We start from the raw sequence: 18103 nt of genomic DNA, 5'->3' as shown, positions 1-18103 counted from the left end.
GGCCGTTGCCGGGGGGCGGGCCCACTGCCATCCTGAGTGGACCCGCACTTCCAGCACTCCAGTAAGGACGAGAAGATGCCGCTCTATCTGTCAAAGTTCAGCTACACGCCGGAGACCTGGCACCGGCTGACCAACAACCCCGAAGACCGGCGAAAGGCCGCGCAGGCGTACATCGAATCGGTGGGCGGGAAACTTCACGGGTTCTGGTACGCCTTCGGCAGCCACGACGGCTACAACCTCTGGGAAGCTCCGGACAACGTCTCCATGGCTGCGGTCGCGCTGGCCATCAGCGGGGGCGGCGCGCTCAGCTCGTTCGACACCACTGTGCTCATGAGTGTCGAAGAAACCATCGAAGCGCTCCGGAAAGCCGCCGAGATCAAATACCAGCCCCCGGGCAACTGACCCTCACGGGTTATGCATCGAATGCTCCGGCAATTGCCTTTTTCGCGCTTGAAAACGGCGGCCTAGGGGCAATCGATGCAGGGCAGCCACAGGCGTCGGTTGGGAGAGCGCAAGCAGGCGTTTGTTCGATAAGCGAACTTTTGTGCACTTATTGAACAACGCCTGTACCCTTGTCGATGGAAGAAAGCATGCCGTGGGTCACGTGTGGATGTGGCGGTGCTCTCGATCGGCTGCACTTCCCTCCTTTTACTAAATCAATGAGGATTCCATGACAACTTCTCCCTCCGCCCGCCCGACGCGTTGGCCAGTGTGGCTTTGCTGGCTGGCCATGGTCCTGGACGGCTTTGACCTCGTAGTGCTGGGCACCGTCATTCCCACGTTGATCAAGACCGGTGAGCTCGGATTTGATGCGGTGGGCGCTACTTTCGTGGCCACCATCTCGCTCGTGGGCGTGGGCCTGGGAGCGCTCTTCATTGCCCCGCTCTCGGACCGCTTCGGGCGCCGGAACCTGCTGGTGGCATGCGTGGTCTGGTTCTCACTCTTCACCCTCGCGGTAGTGTGGGCCCCGAATGTTGCCGTCTTCGGCGCGCTTCGGCTGTTGGCCGGCGCCGGGCTTGGGGCATGCCTGCCGGCCGCCCTTGCCTACATGAACGACTATGCCCCGGCAAGCTCGGCCGGCAAGTCAACCACCCGCACCATGACCGGATACCACGTTGGCGCGGTGGCCACAGCCTTCCTGGCGATGATTGTCATCCCAGACTGGCGCATCATGTTTGTGGTGGTAGGCCTTGCCGGTTTGGTCCTTGCGCCGTTCCTCTGGTTCAAGCTGCCGGAGACCTTGCCCGCGGCCCGGGCTGCCGGCGCAGAGGAAAAGACCGGGTTCCGGAGCCTGGTGCAGAAGCCTTATCCCCTCATTGCGGCGGCCATCGGTGCAGCTTCGTTCATGGGGCTGCTGCTGGTATATGGCCTGAATACCTGGCTTCCGCAACTGATGGCTTCCGCCGGATATCCTGTCAGCGCCGGGCTTTCCCTGCTCCTGGTCTTGAATCTCGGCGCCGTTGCAGGACTTATCATCGCGGGCATCCTGGCCGACAAGCACGGAACCAAGCCCATCGTGTTGCTGTGGTTTGGGCTCTCGGCGGTATGCCTCGCCCTCTTGAGCGTCAAGGTCGACAACGCGGTCCTGCTGAACGTGCTCGTCTTCGTCACGGGCGTGTTCGTCTTCAGCTCCCAGGTACTCGTTTACGCCTGGGTCAGCCAGCTGTTCCCTGCCCGCCTGCGCGCCACCGCACTCGGCTTCGCTGCCGGCGTGGGCCGCATCGGCGCCATTGCAGGGCCTGCCCTGACGGGCGGGCTGATCGCCGCAGGCATCGCCTACCCCTGGGGTTTCTACGTCTTCGCGGCAGCCGGCGCCCTGGCCGTGGCAGCCCTGCTGGCGGTCCCCCGGGCTGTTGCAACAGAGCGTGCCGAAGCCCCGGTCAGTTAGGGGTCCCTGGCAGTAGTCCGGGCGGGACCTCTTCAGACGCCCACCCGGACAGCTGTTTCAACCGCGCAGCAACCTCTGGACGTCTGCCGCCTCCGGGTACGCAGCCTGTGTCCCCTTCCGGGTGGTGGCCAAGGCAGCCGCCACGGAAGCAAAGGCTGCGGCGTCGGCGAGCGCATCGCCGGCCGCAAGCCGGACTGCCACGGCACCGGTAAAGGCGTCGCCCGCGCCGGTGGTGTCCACGGCGGCGACCTTGGCGGGCTCCACAAAAGTGACAAGGCGGTCCGGTGGGGCCAGCGAGTCCAGCACCACGGAGCCGTGGGAACCCAGCGTCACCAGGATCTGCTGGATCCCCCGCCCGGCAAACCTTTCCCGCACGGCATTCCACTGCGCGGCACGGGCATCGGCACCCGGGACAGATGCCCCTGGGCCGAGGAACAGCGCGGCTTCATGGGCGTTCACCAGCAGGACGTCCGTCAACTCGGCCAGGGCTGCCGGGATGTGCGCATAGGGAGAGAGGTTCAGCAGGACTGTTGCGCCGGCGTCGTGCCCTGCCTGGGCGGCTGCCAGCACCGTCTGCATACTGACCTCCAGGCAGAGGCATACGACGGCGGCCTCCGCCAGGACGTCGGAAGCCCCGGCCACATCCGCCGGGGACAATGTGCCGTTGGCGCCGGCGGAGATGATGATGTTGTTCTCCCCGCTGGAATCCACGGCGATCACGGCGACGCCCGTGGGCTCGTACGCCGCCCGGACATGGCCCACGTCCACTCCGGCACGGGCCGCGGAGGAGAGCAGCATGTCGCCGTTGGGGTCCTCCCCCACTGCGCCCACCAGGCTGACGTTCCCGCCGAGCAGGCTGGCGGCCACGGCCTGGTTGGCACTCTTGCCGCCCGGATTCACAGCGAAACCGTTGCCGTGCACCGTCTCGCCGGGCTGCGGGAGGCGGTCACAGTAGATGGTGAGGTCGGCGTTCAGGGAGCCGACGACGACGATCCGGCCTGAGCGCCCCTCGTCGCCCCGGCCGGCGCCAGTTTCAGCCGCAGATGCGGCGGAGGCGCTCATTCGGCCACCTCGCCTTGCACCGGCTTGGGGATCAGCAGCGAGGCGGCGAATGCGGCTACGGTGAGGGCCAGGCCAACGACCACCACGGTCAGGTAAGACGCCCTTACATCCCCGAGCGCCGACGTCGCCACCAGGACGGCGGGCAGCACCAGGAAGCTGAGGCCCGCGCCGAGGTTGAAGGCGCCAGCGTTCATGCCGGGCAGGAAACGGGGGTTACCGGCGGGCGAGAGGACAACGCCGAGTCCGTTGAGCATGAAGTGTGAGTTGGCGTGAGGCGGCCAGGACTTCGCGACGCCGGGGTTCTAGGCCCCCGCCGCATCTTCAATCTTGTGGTGTTCATTCTTATGCCGGGCTTCCTGGAGGTGGTGCTCCAGCTTTTCCTCCGCGTCCCGCCGACGTTGGCCGACGGTTCGCATCTGCTGGGTAGTGGGTGCAGCATGGGCGTGCTGGTGGGGACCAAGGTCGCGCTGCGTTCCTTCGCTTGTTTCGCTCATAAGGGCATCGTCCCACCTGGCGCACTCTTCAGGAAGGGCCGCAGGGCATCCTTTCGCACAGCGGCATCCGAATTGCTGCAGTGCACTCTGGGTGCAGTATGCTGCACTTATGGACAAGGGTACATCTGCACTAGCAATAGCGATTGGTGGCCGGGTGCGGCAAGAACGGCAGTCGCGGGGCTGGACCCTCGACCAGCTGGCAGAAGCCACGGGAGTGAGCCGCCGCATGCTGGTCAACGTTGAGCAGGGCGCCGCGAATCCGAGCGTGGGAACCTTGCTCAGGATCAGCGACGCGCTGGGCATCGGCCTGCCGGCGTTGGTCGATGCGCCGCGTCCCAGGCCCGTGACGGTCACCCGGAGTGGCGACGGCGCGGCTCTCTGGAGCTCCGCGGCCGGTGGCCGCGGAGTGCTGGTGGCCGGAACCGGGTCACCGGATGTAGTTGAGCTCTGGGACTGGACGCTGGGGTCCGGAGACCAGCACGAAAGCGAGGCCCACGCGTCCGGCACCAAGGAGCTCCTCCAGGTCCGGGAGGGGTCCGTCACGGTTGTGGTGGGCGACGAATCCTTTGTCCTTGAGGCCGGCGACGCCGTTTCCTTCCCGGGCGACCTCGAGCACTCGTACGCCAATCCGGGCAGCGGCCCGGCAAGATTCTCCCTGGCGGTCTTCGAACCGGGAGTGGGCTCGGGGCACCGCGCGGAAGCACACTCCGAAGCGCCCAAAGACAGCAAAGGAAACTGAGATGTTCAAGGGAAACGTCCCTGTCCCGCCGTGGGGGTTGGCGGTCACGGCGATCCTGTCAGTCCAGCTCGGCTCGGCCCTGTCCGTGAACATGATCGAAACCGTGGGTCCCGCCGGAACCGCATGGCTGCGCCTGAGCATGGGCGCCGTCATTCTCCTGGCCATTGGCAGGCCGCCGCTGCGCTCAATCCGCCGCGCCGATGTCTTGCCGCTGCTTGGCCTTGGGGTCACCACCGGTGTGATGACCGTCGGGTTCCTCGCCGCGGTGGAGCACATACATCTCGGGACCGCCGTCGCGATCGAATTCCTCGGTCCGTTGACCGTCGCGGCCCTTCGCAGCCACAACCGCAGGGCCCTCGCCTGGCCCGCTTTGGCGCTGGGTGGCGTGGTCCTGCTGACCCAGCCCTGGCAAGGTGACTTCAACTTTGCTGGCGTGGCGTGGGCGGCACTGGCGGCCATCGGCTGGGGCGTTTACATTCTGCTGACGCAACGGATCGGGGACAGGTTCACCGGCATCGGTGCGCTCACGCTCACAGTGCCCGTCGCCGCGGTGGCGGCCGCCGTCGTCGGAATTCCCCAGGCCGCCGGCCACCTCAGCCTGGACATCCTGGCCGCCGCGGCCGGGCTGGCCATCCTGCTCCCTGTGCTGCCGTTCGCGCTGGAAATGCTGGCCCTGCGGAGGATGACACCCACCGCGTTTGGCACACTGATGGCCCTCGAACCCGCAGTTGGCGTCCTCCTCGGGCTGCTCATCCTGCACCAGCAGCCCTCTGCCATCCAGGTGGTTGGGATCCTGCTGGTGGTCCTCGCCGGCGCCGGCGCCCAGCGCGGTGGCAGGCGGCCGGCCAAAGAGCAGAGCGGTAGTCCTGCCGACCTCGACTTCGTAGGCTGAGCCGGCGTTCACCCGGCTGAAGCCCGGCCGGTAAGGCTGCTTACCCGGGTACGGTGCACCGCGTTTCGGCTCCACGCTGCGTCGCCCGTGAAATCTATCGCCAGATATTCAGCCCTGTCGCAGCACCTGACATGACCGACCTCCGGCCCCTCAGGCGGCAGCTCGGCGTCAAATTGCAGCAAGCAGCCGAACAGCTCAGCCAGCGGCCCTCAACCTCTCCCGCATAGAACGAGGGATCGCCGGAAACGACCACGTCGCCCAAAGGTACCGGCAATGGCTCACCCAACAGCAGCTCTCCCCAAGCACGTGAATAGCTCCACTAATGACGTGCTCGCCGCTCTCATTGAATGCTTGACCTCAGTCCACAACCGGGGACAACTCTCATGGGTTATCCACCGCTACCACCGCCGAGGGGAGCTACCCCAACGGCTCCCAAAAATCCAGCCGTGGATAACCTCAATTGACTCCCATCATGGACAGCTCAAAGTCACCTTAAGTTGTCTCAACGCTACAGACGCCGATTCGACGGCTATAGGAGCATCCAGTCTCCAGGACCAAGTGCGTTGGTAAACTTGTATTGTCCCCGTCACCGGCTGCTCCCCCAGTTGGCCGGTGACGGTGGGCCTTAGCGGCCACCGTCACTCTGTCGCAATCGGTGTCCCTGACGACAAGAGCCGGTCCCGATGTGGGCCGGCTCGTCGTGTTCCGCGGGACAAAGCATGGATGAATGAGGGGTGTCCACATCGGCCCTAGTGGGTCCTTGACGGGCTGCGTCGTTACGAGAGTCATGCCTTCTCATTTCTTGCCCGGCAGTTGCCTGCATTCCTCGTGGTTGACCGAGGGCAGCGACGGGGCGCCCTAAAGCCCGTTCGGCGTTTGCGTAGCGACAATTCCAGCGGCAACCTGACTGTGCGACTGAGGCCCCTCATGTCACGAGCACCTGGACGAAGCCCACGTTGTTGGTTCCAAAAAAATAGAGACGGAAAGTTGAGGCAAGACGCCTACCTAATGTCCCCTCTACCCCTCCCCTATTTATCACCCCCGTATTTTACGATCCGCCGCACAGACGTAAGCTTTTCCCCTGCGGAGGTGACGTTTCAAAAACCTCCGTGTCGCCTGACACTGACGACATGCGCACCGCCACGAGCTGGGAGCCGGCGGATTCATATAATCCCAATATCAGTAAGAAAAATTGGCCGGATACGGCCCTAATCTTTTGAACGGCGAGGACAGCACAAGCAATGGCGCTGCTGGTCGCTCGCCCGATTTGAAAGCCGCAGCTCAATCTGGGTGCTGCGGCCGGGTGGCTTTTGGGGGCTTATGAGGGCCTCCGAAGCGACACATGGATCGGCGAAAGCCGGATCCGCAAATCCCTGTTATTACTGCCTTCGGCATCGACGCCCAGGGCATCTGCAGAAAGCCAAAAAAATGAAGCTATCACTCCGCCGCGTCCTGACTCTGTTCGCGGCAATACTGTTCGCCCTCGCAACGGGCATGGCCGCGGCACAGGCGGTTACGAACTTCGATAACGCTCCTGAGGGAGCGCACTACGCCAGGGGAGAAGCCGAGCCCGTCTGTACCGTCGAAGACGACAACACCGTCACGTGTACTGATACGGCGATTGCAGGCGTCGGGAATACGAACGCGTTCGTAGAACTCGCTGTCACCAGAACGTTCACGGGCGAGTGCCGAAACCCTGGCAGTAAAGACAAGGTCGTCGACCCGTTCACCGAGTCCGCGACGACGACAGACTCTGCGGAACTCACCCCCACCAGGAACGGCAAGCTGATCGTCGACGAGCGGTCCGCGACCGTACAGAGCGAGGAGGAGTTCCTGGACACCTTCTCCTGCCCCAACCCCAACTGGGAACCAGAAGTCACTGACACCGGCATCAGCTACGTGTACACGCTGACCTTCGACGGGTTCCCCGGGCCGGCCATCCTGATCACGGGTTAGTCGACGCTCTCATGAGGTAGAGCAGGACCCACTGCTCAGCCACATGACAGTCCGCAGCATCTCCCCAGCGGTTGCGGACTGAAGGCCCCGGAGAACCCATTCTGTGGGCTCCGGGGCCCACCCATGCCAGGCCGCATCCTCAGTGATTTACCCACTGGACGGGGCTTCGAAGGCGTGCCCTGTCCCCCATGGCGCCCCGAGTCCCGCCGACTCAACCGGGGGGACAGCAAGCACGCGGCTTCAACATCTCCAAGCTTTCCTGGCCTTGGCCAAGAAAGCTCAATTCCCGCTTCGCCGCCGCACGGTTATGTCTGAGCCAGCGGGGACTCTCGGAGCAGTTGCATGACCTTGAGCGGGAGTTCGGGGTCCGGCTCTTTAGGCGAACCGTCGCGGCACCCGGCAACACCGCGGGTCCACGCTGGCGGGACACCATGCCCACCCTGATCTTCGGTCAAGGCATCCCTCCCGTCGGCCCCAAGGAACCGCATTAGTCAGTTTGACGCCTATAGGAGCATCATGTGCACAGCGAAAGCTCCACCGCTCCGCGGCTTTCCCTGCAAACATGTGGACGACAGGGACCACCTGACTGCCCTGCACACAGCCGCCAGGGTCGCCGGCGCATCAGACAGTCACCTGATGCGGCCGGCGGTCCGCGAGGGTTAGATCTCTCCGCGGTCGAGAATGGGCGGCATCATAGACCAGAACGAGCATGCGTGATCATTGGAAAAGGTGCTTACGGGGCTGACGTAGCTGCCACCTGGCCGCAGAATCATCATGGTGTCACTCAGCTGAGGCCAAGACGCCTGACCCTGACCTGATGGACGGTGGTTCTTGGTGAACTCGCCCCAGTACCTGATCATCTCGGCGGACAGTTGTCGCTGCGCCGATGTGAAGCGGGAAGAGACGTCCTCGCCGCGAGGACTGTCCGGGGACAAATAGGGCACGTCGTAGCCGTGCGATGCCAGATACTCATAGCCGGCGGGAGTGCTGGGTGCCGGAACGTTCGGATCGTCAAACTCGTAGTAAAAGGTCGGAGTCTGCGATGCGAGACTCGTTGCCACAGCGATGTTCGTGCAACCGCCCAAGCCCCGCATCCCGCTATCAGTGATGAAGTCGCCAATCACATAGGGAATCGCATACGGCCCGCTGTACTTGTCGGCTGGATATGCCTTCAGCGCTGAATCGGCATTCTCGGGTCCGACGAGTCGCGCGACCCAGCTCTTGTAGTCGGCAGCGGTGAACTTGGTGAACGCCGTTCCCGGCGGACCGGCCCTCGTTCCGGGTGCTGCCGAGCATGATCGGGACACGGTTCCAATCACCCGTAGCGATCTTCTCACTGGCGGGCACTGCGGCCACGGGGTTCCAGTTTCCACCTGCCGTGGTGAGCTCAGCTGGCTTCCTCGACCGCAGGCAATCGGTCACCTTGGTCGAACCGGTGCAACCAACCTTCCGGGCCAAGTCCTCCGCACGCTCAACGGCCTGCCGCGGTGTGTCGACGTCGTGAAGACAGTCGTCGCTGCTCAAGATCGCGGCACTGTAGAGACCCTTGGTTGCAGGGTCGGTGAGCAACTGGCAGGTGTTCGTCGCCCCGGACGACTGGGAAGCCAATGTGACCCTGGCCGGATCGCCGCCGAAGGCGGTGATGTTGCGCTGGACCCACTCGAGCGCTGCCTTGCTGTCCATGACCCCGTAGTTGCCTGCCTGTCCGGTAGGCGATTCCTTGGCGATGTCTGGGTGATCCAGGAAGCCCAAGGCGCCGAGCCGGTAGTTGAATACGACGACCAGGACGCCGTTGACGGCGGCGATCCGCCCGCCATCGAACCTGTTGGCGCTTCCGCTCACGTTGCCGCCACCGTAGGCGTACACCATGAGCGGCAGTGATGAAGGGCGTCTGGTCTCTGCGGGGCGATACAGGTTCAGGTAGAGGCAGTCTTCGCTGCCATCGGCGCCTTGAGGGCAGATGGGTGGGGGAACGCTGCCATCTCGCACGCCCTCCCATCTAGACGCGGGCGCGGGAGGTGCCCACCGCAATCGCTCCACCGGAGGAGCCGCGTAGGGGATGCCAAGGAACTTTTCTGCTCCGAGTGCCGATCCGGGAATCTGGTGGGATTCCCCACCTACGGCACCGGTCTCCGTCACCACGACGGGCGAAGCACGTGGCGACGCGGAAACTGGCGAGGGTATCAACCCGAAGGCCACGCTCACAAGAGTAACCAGGGTAAGAAAACGCCCACGATGAGTGAGGGACAATGCGGCTCCTTAGTGAATTGTTTGGCGAAACCTTGAACCGCCTGGGACTTGTGGGTGCACAAGCCCATGTGTGGAGGGATGTCGAGCGCCGTCCTGCAGGCGGCAGGATCTGCGCGGGTGAGGACATCGACGAAGGTCATCAGACCGGCCGGCCTTGCCATCGACGGTCAGTTCCGATCGGAACGGATCCGCCGGGCCGGTCCGGCGTGCACGTCAACCGCGCCAGTGAAGGGTTCCTCCACGTGGAGCCAGCGACGATCAAAGTCTAGGAAGAGTGTGCCCGACGTCACCGGTTTGGTCATTATGGTCGCGATGAACTTCCACGCGACAAAGGCGCGAGTCGCCCACATGGCGTGGTGATCCATTCGCACCTGGATGCGGTTCCGGGGGCTGTGATGGTGGACGCGTGTCTCGTTCAGCTGTCTTGTCCGATGATCCACTGTTGCCGCGGAAGGCTGGAGGCTCCGGCCGCCGCCGTTCTGTCAGTGCCCGGCCGTAAGCTGGGATTATGCCAAGTAACTGGGAGAGCCTGGACGCGGACCTGCGCGAGTCCGTGCAGCGGAACGTGGAGATCTACGAGCGCGTCCGGCCTGCCCTGAAGCTGGTCACGCGGGATGTCCTGCTGGTGATGCGGGACATGCTGAAGGACACCGAGGTCACGCCGCTGTTCATTACGGGACGCACGAAGACGGTGGAGTCGTTCAAGGAGAAGATCTCCCGGATCGAGGAGCCGCTGGAGCCGGGCGGCCCGCCTGTCCTGAAGTTCCCGGACCCGTTCCGGACGTTGAATGACATGGTGGGCATCCGTGTCATCACCAAGCTGCCCGCCGAGAACGCCGCGGTGGCCAACATCATCAAGCGGCAGCGGCAGCTGTTCGACTGCCGCGGGGACCGGGAAAAGGACATCGGCTCCATCGAGTCCGGCACCTACGGCTATTCCAGCCGCCACCTGATCCTGCGGACCATCCAGAACGAGGCCGTCAAGGAGTACCAGCAGGTCTTCAACCCGGATGTCCAGCCCAACGGCAGCTACTTTTTCGAGTGCCAGATCCGCACGATTTTTGCGCACGCGTGGAGCGAGATCGAGCACGACATCCGGTTCAAGGCCGAGGACCCGCGCGCTTGGACCCCGCACTTCGACAGGCAGTTCACCGCCACGGCCGCGATGCTGGAAACCGTGGAAACGGCTTTCGCCGACCTGCACGAACGCTACGAGGAAGTCCGCAGCTTCTGGGATACCGAGGGTGAGGGCGCTGCGCCGCTGACGCCGAACCGCATCCGGGACGTGTGGCGGACATTGCTCCCGCACGTGGACCGGAAGGTGGACGACGACTGGGGCTGGGCCGCCGAACTCCTCGCCGCGCACGGCCTCAACCAGACCATGGAACTCGCCGGGCTGTTGAGCGCCAACCGCATTACCGAAGTCCGCAAGGCCCTGGACCACCGGTACTCCCCCGGCCCGGACCGGCTGCTCGATGACCTTCTGCTGTGGCAGTACGGCACCAAACACATCGACCTCACTGCCGAAGCGCCCGACGCCGTCCCGCACCCCCGGCGCGACAGCCTCCTGCGGCGGCTCAAAGAGATTGAGCGGTACCGGCTGACGAAGAAGTAGGAGCGCCCAAGCGTCTGTGCACGTCGAGGTAGACATGGCACCAGGCGGAGGTGGCGCAATGCTACCGCCTGAGGAAGTGGACGTGGAGAGCGGCAATCACCGTAGCGGCGTCCTGGGGATTGGCGGGGTCGAAGCTGGTGAGCTGCTCGAATCGGGCAAGCCGGTTGAGTACCGTGTTTCGGTGGCAGTACAGCTCCGCGGCAGTTTCGGACACCGACCCGGAGCGAAGGTACGCCTGGACCGTGTCGATGAGCCGGTCCCTCTCATGCGCGGAAATCGTTGCGAGCGGTCCCAGCACGGTGTCAGCCAAGACGGTCCCGTATTCTCCGAGGCGAGTGGCGGCAACGTACCCCCAGGCGTCACGCACTGTCCGCTGGCCTGGACGGTCGGGCGTTACCACCGGTAATGATTCCAGTGCGATCCGGAGCATTGGGGGCACAGCGGCCAATGACCGGGCGGGAGGAGCCACAAAGCAGTCCAGCGCGGCAAGCCATGCGCGCGTTCCCTCCGGTTCCCGTCTGGCCCGGGCGGGGACGTCCTCCAGAATCAGGATCAGCGCGCCGTCGCGCTCGTGCAGGAACTGGCCGACGCCGGCGCGGAGCACGCCGGCCCGGAAGGCCTTCTGCGCGTGTCCTGCCGCAACGGCAACGATGAAGCTGCTCTCCGGCTTCACACCGAGCGCGCGGGCGGCCTGCCCCAGCAGCTGTGGATCCTTTCCCTCCGAATTGATGAGCCGCGAGAGGAGAAACGCCCGCTGCGTCTCTTTTTCCTGTGCCATGGTGGCCAACTCGTTGAGATAACCCGCATGCACCCGGATGGTGTGGAACTCCACCGCTTCCCAGACACGCACTGCGTCCTGGGTGAAGTCCGGCAGGAACTCGGCGGGAACTTTCTCCAGCATTGCGGTCCAGAGGATCCGGAAGTCCATGCGTACCGCACGCAGGAGGGACTCAAGGGGCAGTCCCTGCTGGGCGCGGCGGTGACCGAGAGCTTCGGACACCCCGGCCAGCCTGTCCGGTATGGGAAGGTTGCCAACGAGCCGCAGCAACAGTTCCATCGACGCGACAGCTGTCTCTTCGAGGTCTTGGGCGACCACCGCCGAGCCTGCGTAATCGTCGATCTTCTGCACCTCAAGCAGGTACTCGCGCGCGATCCGGTCGATGTCGGCGAGGCAGTCGGCCACCACATCCGAAACCACTGACCTGGAAGCCGGCTCGCGGGACGCGTGCATGGCGTCCTCGGACGCTTGGCTGGGCATATGCCCATTCTAAAACCGCACTGCACTGTGTTCATCCATTGTTTCCGCAAGTGATCCGGATCACCATTAAGTGAGCCGGTTGGTGCGGCTGGCCTCCTGCTTGGAAAGGCATCTGTCGAAGACCATGCTTGATTTGAAACTTGTCAACGCCAGCATTTTCACTCTGGCTGATGCCGCTCCCAGGGCGCGCGCCATGGGCGTGCTGCACGGCCGGATCGTCGGGTTCGACGACGATGTCCGTGGCCTCCCGGCGCGGCGCACGCTCGACTGCGCAGGCGCTGTCATTATCCCCGGCTTTGGTGATTCGCACAATCACATGGCGTGGTTTGGGCAGTCCCTGGCCGAGCTGGATCTGTCCGGCTGCCGGACCTTGGAAGATTTGTACGACGCCGTTTCGCGGTTTGCGTTCGACCTCCCCGAAGACGCATGGGTCGTAGGCTCCGGCTACGACGACACCGTGATGGGTGCGCACCCCCACCGCAGCGGCCTCGACCGGTCTGCATCCGGCCGTCCGGTTTGGCTTAAGCACCGTTCCGGGCACATGTGCACCGTCAACACCGAGGTGCTTGCACGTTCGGGCGTTCTGGACGGGTCAGCGGTTGTACCCGAAGGCGGCAGGGTTGCCCGGGATTCGGCGGGACTCACAGGACTGCTTGAAGAACAAGCCCAGAAGCTGGTCACAGCACTGGTGGTGCCTTATCCCGTGACGGAACTGGCGGACGCGATCGGCGCGGCGAGTGAGGTGTATGCGTCTGAAGGCCTGACGCACGTTGTGGAGGCCGGCATCGGTTCCGGCTGGATCGGCCGCACGCCGGTGGAACTCGCCGCATATGTAGAAGCCCGGCGCCGCGGCCTCCTGAAGACCCGGGTCCAGTTGATGGCCGCCAGTGATGCCCTGCACCCACTGGAGTCCCATGCCGCAGACGGTATCACCTTCGGCCTGGACCTCGGCATCGCCTCCGGGTTCGGCGACGACCACGTCCGGCTCGGTGCCATGAAAATCTTCATTGACGGCTCCCTGATCGGCCGCACTGCTGCCGTGACCGAGCCGTTTTGCGATCATGACCACGGCACCGGCAGCTTCCAACTTTCCCTTGAGGAGCTGACACGGCGGATCGTGGACGCCCATTGTTCAGGCTGGAACGTGGCCGCGCACGCCATCGGGGACTCCGCCGTCGACCTCGCCCTGGACGCCTTCGCTGCCGCACAGCAGAAGCTGCCACGAGCCGCAGCACGGCACCGCATCGAACACGCCGGCATGGTTCGGCCCGACCAGCTTCCCCGGTTCGCATCCCTCGGAGTCACTCCGGTTCCGCAGCCGCACTTCCTGTTCGAGGTGGGCGATACGATGGCGGCCGCCGTCGGCGCCGAGCGGGAATCTTGGCTCTACCGCCACAAGTCCTTCCTCGACGTCGGGGTACGGGTTCCCGGCAGCTCGGACCGCCCGGTGGCGTCGGGGGCCCCCCTGCTCGGCATGCAGTCGATGGTGACCCGCCGTACCTCCGGCGGAACAACCCTCGGCCCCCGGGAGTGCGTCGACGCCGGCACGGCCCTGCGTGCGTACACCGTAGACGCCGCCTGGACCGCAGGCGAGGAGGACCGGCGAGGCACGCTGGAACCCGGAAAACTGGCCGACTTTGTCTTTCTCTCGGCCCATCCGGCAGAGGTGCCTGTCCAAGAGATCGGCGACATCGCCGTGCTGGCCACCGTGCTTGAGGGCACCTGCGTCTTCGGGCAGGACTATTTTGATGGTCTTCAGGGCCCCCACCACACCACCGTCCAACCCCCGTCCCACCTTGAGAGGCAGACAGACTGATCATGCAATCACATGACACAACACACGGAGAAGAAGCGGCCGTACCAGCTGTCAGCGGAGCCGAAGCGGGCAAAATTGCACGCGCGGCCTTTGTCGGCACTGCCCTCGAGTGGTACGACTACTTCCTCTTCGGCACCGCTGCGGCCATCGTTTTCAACCGGTTGTTCTTCACGTCGCTGGACCCGACGGCTGCAACGCTGGCGGCCTTTGCCACATTCGGCGTCGGCTTTGCTGCCCGTCCGCTTGGCGCCGTCCTTTTCGGTTACATCGGCGACCGCGTGGGCCGCCGCCCAGCGCTGCTGATCACCATCGTGGCTATTGGGGCGGCCACTGGCCTTATCGGCGTCCTGCCCGATTTCGGCACGATCGGCCTCGCAGCACCCATCATGCTTGCCATCCTGCGCCTGGTACAGGGCCTTGCGGTCGGAGGTGAGTGGGGCGGTGCCATGACCATCGCAGTGGAACACGCCCCTATCGAGAAGCGCGGGCGGTATGCCGCGCTGGTACAGGTTGGTTCCCCGGTCGGCACGCTGATGTCCTCCGGCGCTTTCGCACTGGTGCTGCTCATGCCCTCCGAGATATTTGATTCCTGGGGCTGGCGGCTTCCGTTCCTGGCAGCATTTCCACTGCTGCTGGTCGCGCTGTATATCCGGTTGAAGGTTGAGGAATCACCGATCTTCCGCGAACTGGTCAAGCTGGAGGAACGCGCCAAGATACCGGCGGTCGATGTCTTCCGTCAGGCCTGGGGACGGTTGATCGTTGCTATCGCTGCCGCTTTCCTCGGCGTCGGCGGGTTCTACATCATGACCACCTTCGTCATCAGCTACGGCACCGCCACCCTCGGCATGGACCGGGGACTCATGGTCAACGCAACCTTGATCGCCGCCGTCGTGCAGATCGGAGTCATCCTGGTCATTGGCCGTATCAGCGAGAAGGTTGGACCGGGACGGATGACTTTCATCGGCGGCCTGGTAACCGCTGCCGCAGCATTCCCGCTCTTCTGGTTGATCGACACACGCAACCCGGCCGCGATTATCCTCGCCGTCACACTCGGCATTGCGTTGCTGTCCGTGGCCTACTCCGTCACCGGCGCCCTGTTGACCGAGTTGTTCCCGCCGAAGCTTCGTTACAGCGGCGTTTCCCTGGGCTACAACCTGGCCGGCGCCCTGAGCGGATTCCTGCCGCTGATCGCCGTCGCCATGCTCGGTGTTTCCGGTGGAGCGTCCTGGACCGCTTCCCTGCTGCTGATCGCCGTGTCGCTGATCACCGCTGCCGGTGGGTTCTTCGGCGAGCGCCTCCGTGTCAGGGACAAAGCGATCGTACGGTAAGGGGCACCATGCTGAACCCGGAAACCGCGCGCCGGATTACCGACGCCGTTGATGCAGCCTTTGACCGCCAGCTTGACTTCACCGCGGAACTGATCCGGCATCCCTCATTGAGGGCTGCCGAAGCCAGCGGGCAGGACCTCATGTTCACGGAGCTTGAGTCGCGCGGGCTTGCCATGGACCGATGGACGCTCGACGGCGAAGCCCTGGCCACGCACGTGGGCTACGGTCCCAGCACCGTGGCCTTCGAGGATCTCACCAACGTGGTAGGCACCTACACTCCGCGGGAGGAAAAGGGCCGTTCGCTGATCCTCAACGGGCACATCGACGTCGTGCCCACCGGCCCCGAGGAGACGTGGGAACGCAGTCCCTGGGACGCCGCGATGAAGGACGGCTGGATGTACGGACGCGGGGCCGGTGACATGAAGGCCGGGCTCGCTGCCAACCTCTTCGCCTTCGACGCCATCCGGGCTGCCGGGCTCGCACCGGCAGCAACCATCCACTTCCAGTCGGTTGTGGAGGAGGAGTGCACGGGCAACGGGTCGCTGGCTGCACTGCAGCGCGGCTACACAGCTGATGCCGTGATCATCCCCGAGCCGGAAGAGAACATGCTGGTGCGGGCGAACGTGGGCGTCATCTGGTTCCGGGTGCGCGTTTCCGGGAGACCAACCCATGTGCGGGAAATGGCGTCAGGCTTTAACGCAATCGACGCCGCCTATACCGTTATGGGTGCACTGCGGGAGCTGGAAGCCAAATGGAACGCCGATAAGGGCAGCCATCCGTACTTTGAGGACGTTGAGCATCCGATCAACATCAATATCGGCATGATTTCCGGCGGCGACTGGCCCTCGAGCGTGCCGTCCTGGTGTGACTTCGATGTCCGCGCGGCCTTGTATCCGGGGATCCCGGCCGCCCATGCCTGGGACCAGATCCAGGAGTGCCTCGGGACCACTCGGAACGGGGCATCGGTTTCGGTCAAGCGGACGGGCTTCTTCTCCGAGGGCTACGTCCTGGAGGAGGGATCGGAAGCTGAAGCGGTGCTGGCCGCTGCGCACCGCGATGTGTTCGGTTCGGCCTTGCAGAGCTTCACCACCCCCGGCTACCTCGATGGCCGCGTCTTCACCCTGTACGCGGGAATCCCCGCACTGGTCTACGGGCCGGTGTCCGAGGCGATTCACGGGTTCGACGAGCGTGTGAATATCGAGTCCGTGCGTCAGGTGACCAAGACCATTGCCTTGTTCATTGCCGACTGGTGCGGCGTGACCGAGTCAGCGTAATCTCTTCCGGCATGCAGAAGGCGTCCGGCCGTTGGCCGGGCGCCTTCTGCATAATTGGGTACCTGCTACCGGGGGTCAAGCTCTCCGAGACAGAGGCTACGGACGACGTCGGTGAGCACGTGCAGGCCACTGATGATGTCCTGGTCGCTGGTGTACTCGTGCTCGTTGTGGGAGATGCCTTCCACTGACGGGACGAACAGCATCACGGTGGGAACCATGTCCTTCAGGTTGGTGGAGTCGTGGCCCGCCAGCGTCTTGACCCGCGTATAAGTGAATCCGCGGTTTGCCGCGGTCTTCTCCGCCAGGGCCACGCCTTCCGGCTGGTAGGGGGTGACGGGCCAGCAGTGGGATCCGGTCTTCCTGATCTCCACCCGGGCTGCCTGTTCGATCTGGGCGATGCGGTCGTGGAGGATCCGGTCGGCCTCGGCGAGGAGTTCCTCGTCAGCGGACCTGAGGTCAAGGAGCAGGGTCACCAGCGAGGGTACGACCACAGGCGAGTTGGGATAGACGTCGAGCTGGCCTACTGAGGTGTGCACGGCGCCACCGGGAAAATGATCTGCAATCTCCCTCGCGGCGACCACGAGCATCGACGCGCCGAGGAGGGCGTCGCGCCGGTCCGCGATGACGGTGGAGCCTGTGTGCGACTGTTCGCCGCGGACCTCGAACTGGTACTTGTTGGCCGCCCAGTTGGAGTCAACGACGCCGATGGTGATGCCGTCGCGTTCCATGCTGCGGCCCTGTTGAATGTGGATTTCGGCGGCGTAGGCGGCCTTCGGCCCGGCGCCGTGGCCGAGTGCGGCGGTAGCTTCCAGTGCCTCCCGGATGGTGATGCCTGCCGCGTCCGTGATGGCGAGGGCATCCTCCGGCATCATCTTTCCGCTGTAGACGGAACTGCCCATCATCGACGGCTGGAAGCGGGAACCTTCCTCATTGAACCAATTCACTACCGCCAGGTTGTAGCGGGGGATTGTCCCACCCGCTTGCCATTCTGCTGCGAGGAGGAAGGCCGCGTGGGCGGCCGCGAGGACGCCGTAGGCGCCGTCGTAGCGTCCGGCTGTCGGCTGGGAATCGAGGTGGGAGCCCACCAGCACGTACGGAGCACCGGGATTCAGTTCCAGCAGGCCGAACTGGTTGCCGACCTGGTCGAAGGAGACGTCGAAGCCCTTGTCCCGAAGGAGGCCGGCCAGCCAGGCCCGCTGTTCCCCGTCCGCTGGTGAACCCGCCTGCCGCTCCACTCCCCCGCCCGCGGTAGCGCCGAAAGTGCAGAGGGTGGCGAAGTCTTGCAGGAACACGGCATCGGTTCCTGTGAACTTGGTGGGATCGGGGTCCGGCACGGCACCATTGCTCATGATTGCTAGTCCTTTGTGGCTTGATCGATGGTTTAACAATCGTTGCAGGACAGCGTGACGGAAGCACTGGCTCCGGACAACCAATTCAGTTGGCGGCATTGTGACTCTGCACATCGAGCAAGGAATGGACATGAGAGGATGGTAACGATCCCATTCCTTGGAAGCGCAGTATCGGGGGCCAA

At 64.4% G+C, this 18103-nt stretch carries 15 protein-coding genes and 2 pseudogenes; 10 read left to right on the top strand and 7 right to left on the bottom strand.

The window, feature by feature from the left end:
• The first annotated feature begins 75 nt into the window (after positions 1–75).
• Together FBY31_RS14560 and FBY31_RS14555 are read left to right on the top strand one after the other, a co-directional pair.
• The gene (locus FBY31_RS14560) at positions 76–402 is read left to right on the top strand and encodes a GYD domain-containing protein (RefSeq protein ID WP_142042361.1); all 327 of its coding nucleotides are present in this window, start codon (positions 76–78) and stop codon (positions 400–402) included.
• A gap of 268 nt (positions 403–670) precedes the next feature.
• Entirely contained in the window at positions 671–1888 is a 1218-nt protein-coding gene (locus tag FBY31_RS14555) for an MFS transporter (protein WP_142042358.1), read from the top strand.
• A gap of 57 nt (positions 1889–1945) precedes the next feature.
• Here the strand turns inward: FBY31_RS14555 and FBY31_RS14550 are convergent, their stop codons facing one another.
• The 3 genes and pseudogenes from FBY31_RS14550 to FBY31_RS14540 all read right to left on the bottom strand — a co-directional run bounded on the left by FBY31_RS14550 (position 1946) and on the right by FBY31_RS14540 (position 3444).
• On the bottom strand, positions 1946–2950 hold the full coding sequence (locus FBY31_RS14550; protein WP_142042355.1) for a ribokinase: 1005 nt from the start codon (positions 2948–2950) through the stop codon (positions 1946–1948).
• Positions 2947–3210, bottom strand: a pseudogene (locus FBY31_RS14545) (MFS transporter); the annotation flags it as partial. The gene FBY31_RS14550 and the pseudogene FBY31_RS14545, both read right to left, overlap by 4 nt.
• A gap of 42 nt (positions 3211–3252) precedes the next feature.
• Complete coding sequence (locus FBY31_RS14540; RefSeq protein WP_142042352.1) at positions 3253–3444, bottom strand: hypothetical protein; 192 nt, start codon at positions 3442–3444, stop codon at positions 3253–3255.
• A 109-nt stretch (positions 3445–3553) separates the two neighbouring features.
• On the opposite strand from FBY31_RS14540, the gene FBY31_RS14535 reads away from it, so the two are divergent.
• From FBY31_RS14535 to FBY31_RS23815, 4 genes are all read left to right on the top strand, one after another.
• Entirely contained in the window at positions 3554–4183 is a 630-nt protein-coding gene (locus tag FBY31_RS14535; protein ID WP_142042349.1) for a helix-turn-helix domain-containing protein, read from the top strand.
• A 1-nt stretch (position 4184) separates the two neighbouring features.
• Positions 4185–5075 carry an EamA family transporter gene (locus tag FBY31_RS14530; RefSeq protein ID WP_142042346.1) on the top strand — a complete coding sequence of 297 codons (891 nt, stop codon included), beginning with the start codon at positions 4185–4187 and terminating at the stop codon, positions 5073–5075.
• 1428 nt (positions 5076–6503) lie between these two features.
• A complete protein-coding gene (locus FBY31_RS14525) occupies positions 6504–7031 on the top strand; it encodes a hypothetical protein (RefSeq protein ID WP_142042343.1) in 528 nt (175 codons plus the stop codon).
• Between the two features lie 188 nt (positions 7032–7219).
• Positions 7220–7522: a helix-turn-helix domain-containing protein gene (locus FBY31_RS23815; protein WP_200833377.1), complete on the top strand. Its 303-nt coding sequence runs from the start codon at positions 7220–7222 to the stop codon at positions 7520–7522.
• Positions 7523–7690: 168 nt separating this feature from the next.
• Here FBY31_RS23815 and FBY31_RS23385 read toward each other — a convergent pair whose 3' ends face one another.
• Both FBY31_RS23385 and FBY31_RS23810 read right to left on the bottom strand, forming a co-directional pair.
• A complete protein-coding gene (locus tag FBY31_RS23385) occupies positions 7691–8350 on the bottom strand; it encodes a carboxylesterase family protein (RefSeq protein WP_235013069.1) in 660 nt (219 codons plus the stop codon).
• Positions 8351–8354: 4 nt separating this feature from the next.
• Positions 8355–9170: pseudogene (locus FBY31_RS23810) on the bottom strand (carboxylesterase family protein); the annotation flags it as partial.
• A gap of 619 nt (positions 9171–9789) precedes the next feature.
• Between FBY31_RS23810 and FBY31_RS14505 the strand changes: the two are divergent.
• Positions 9790–10896 (top strand): GTP pyrophosphokinase, encoded by a 1107-nt coding sequence (locus FBY31_RS14505; RefSeq protein WP_142042334.1) that lies wholly within the window; start codon positions 9790–9792, stop codon positions 10894–10896.
• Positions 10897–10957: 61 nt separating this feature from the next.
• Here the strand turns inward: FBY31_RS14505 and FBY31_RS14500 are convergent, their stop codons facing one another.
• Positions 10958–12154, bottom strand: coding sequence for a PucR family transcriptional regulator (locus FBY31_RS14500; protein WP_142042331.1), 1197 nt, complete (start codon positions 12152–12154; stop codon positions 10958–10960).
• 124 nt (positions 12155–12278) lie between these two features.
• Here FBY31_RS14500 and FBY31_RS14495 point away from each other — a divergent pair, with 124 nt between their 5' ends.
• The 3 genes from FBY31_RS14495 to FBY31_RS14485 are packed head-to-tail and all read left to right on the top strand — an operon-like array spanning position 12279 to position 16572.
• Positions 12279–13970, top strand: coding sequence for an amidohydrolase (locus FBY31_RS14495; RefSeq protein ID WP_142042328.1), 1692 nt, complete (start codon positions 12279–12281; stop codon positions 13968–13970).
• Between the two features lie 2 nt (positions 13971–13972).
• The gene (locus FBY31_RS14490; protein ID WP_142042325.1) at positions 13973–15298 is read left to right on the top strand and encodes an MFS transporter; all 1326 of its coding nucleotides are present in this window, start codon (positions 13973–13975) and stop codon (positions 15296–15298) included.
• 8 nt (positions 15299–15306) lie between these two features.
• Positions 15307–16572 carry an ArgE/DapE family deacylase gene (locus FBY31_RS14485; protein ID WP_142042322.1) on the top strand — a complete coding sequence of 422 codons (1266 nt, stop codon included), beginning with the start codon at positions 15307–15309 and terminating at the stop codon, positions 16570–16572.
• A gap of 65 nt (positions 16573–16637) precedes the next feature.
• On the opposite strand, the gene FBY31_RS14480 is transcribed toward FBY31_RS14485, so the two are convergent.
• Complete coding sequence (locus FBY31_RS14480) at positions 16638–17921, bottom strand: M20 family metallo-hydrolase (protein WP_142042319.1); 1284 nt, start codon at positions 17919–17921, stop codon at positions 16638–16640.
• Between the last annotated feature and the right edge of the window lie 182 nt (positions 17922–18103).

It is taken from the genome of Arthrobacter sp. SLBN-100 (genome assembly GCF_006715305.1).
Classification (GTDB): domain Bacteria; phylum Actinomycetota; class Actinomycetes; order Actinomycetales; family Micrococcaceae; genus Arthrobacter.
Note: the sequence above shows the minus strand (reverse complement) of the source record. Positions and strands in the feature narration are given on the sequence as shown.